At 38.8% G+C, this 1,696-nt stretch carries 2 protein-coding genes; both read left to right on the top strand.

Annotated features, from left to right (window positions below; translation table 11 throughout):
- On the top strand, positions 1–564 hold a 564-nt coding region (locus BUB05_RS18330), incomplete at its 5' end, for an amidohydrolase family protein (protein ID WP_139258092.1).
- 26 nt (positions 565–590) lie between these two features.
- The coding region (locus BUB05_RS18325; protein WP_073051227.1) for a BCCT family transporter at positions 591–1,696 on the top strand (1,106 nt) is incomplete at its 3' end.

Raw genomic sequence — 1,696 nt, 5'->3', positions numbered from 1 at the left:
TCCGAAATTTTGGATCATATGGAGAGAGGCGATGTTGTGACTCATTGTTTTAACAAATTGTCACATAAGTTGTTTGACGATTCAGGGGTTCCTTTGAAAGAAGTTGTTGAAGCTAAAGAAAGAGGCGTTTTGTTTGATGCTGGACATGGCACAAGCAGTTTCAGTTTCGAAGTTGCAAGGAAAGCTATCAAATCAGGTTTTAAACCTGATTTGATAGGTACTGATATTTATTCTTGGAACTACAACGGACCGGTATACAATTTAGCGACTACCATGTCTAAGCTGATTGCAGCAGGAATGTCATTGGAAGAGTGTATAGACAGGGTCACATTCATACCTTCAAAAGTGTTTGATTTAAATGATTTTGGAACGATTGAAGTTGGAAAGCCTGCCAATTTGTCCATATTAAGGCTTGAAAACAAAAATAGTACTTTTGTTGATTCAATGAACATTGAGTTCACAGCTGATAAGATCATTAAGATGGATTATACAGTGTGTAATGGAGTGTTGTATTCCGTACGTAGGTACGCAGATAGTATTGGAAATAAAAATCAAATTATGTGATTATTATTTGAACGAAAGGAGTTATTATGACAGAAATAAAAAAAGAAGTCGTTAATGATATCGGAAACAAAGAAGTGGAAATTGACAAGATTGTTTTTTGGAGTTCGCTAACAGTTATTTTGGCAATATGTCTGTCCTGTATCATTTTTCCAGAGGGTGCTAATGAGGCAGCTTCAGTTGCAAGAGAATGGGTTATTATGAGATGGGATTGGTTGTTTTTGCTGTTTGGAATAGCATCCTTGCTGGGATCTTTGTATATCGCTTTCAGTAAATACGGGCATGTAAAGCTCGGTGGAAAGGATGAGAAGCCTGAATTCAAATTTAGCAGCTGGCTTGCAATGATATTCTTTTCGGCGATAGGATCATCATCAATATTGTGGGCTGTATGTGAACCAATGGCGTATCTTCAGTCTCCGCCTTTTGGGTATGAACCATTTTCGCTGGAAGCTTACAACATTTCGCTGGCTTATGGAATGTTTCACTGGGGTCCCATAGCTTGGGCGTTTTATGCATTGCCTGCATTACCTGTTGCATATTATTTTATCGTAAAGAAGCAGAACAACCTGAAACTGTCACAGGTATGTAGTGATTTGATTGGTCAGAAGAATGCAGATGGATTGCTCGGAAAAGTAATTGATATATTTACAATCTTCGCTACTTTTGGCGGAAACGGACCTGGTCTTGGATTTGGAGTGCCACTGCTGGCAACACTTATTTGTGCGGTGTTTGGACTGACAAGAAGTCCTATATTGGATATGTTTGTATTGATAATTTGGGCGACCATATTTAGCGTAAGTGTGTACAGAGGTCTGGATAAAGGAATTAAGATATTGAGTGACATAAACATGGTGTTGATAATTGTGTTGTTGGTATTTGTATTCCTTGTAGGATCGCCTCTGTTTATTCTACAGAATTCTGTTGAAGCGGTCGGTACATTGGCTACGAATTTTATCAAAATGTCAACTTATACAGATACCATCGGCGGAAGCGGTTTTGGACAATGGTGGACAGTATTCTACTGGGCTTGGTGGGTTGCTCTTGCTCCATTCATGGTAATATTCGTTGCTAGAATATCAAGAGGGAGAACCATTAAAGAACTTCTTTTGGGAATAATAGGAGCTGGATCGGCAGG

Origin of the sequence: Dethiosulfatibacter aminovorans DSM 17477 (genome assembly GCF_900142005.1) — a bacterium.
Lineage (GTDB): Bacteria > Bacillota > Clostridia > Tissierellales > Dethiosulfatibacteraceae > Dethiosulfatibacter > Dethiosulfatibacter aminovorans.
Note: the sequence above shows the minus strand (reverse complement) of the source record. Positions and strands in the feature narration are given on the sequence as shown.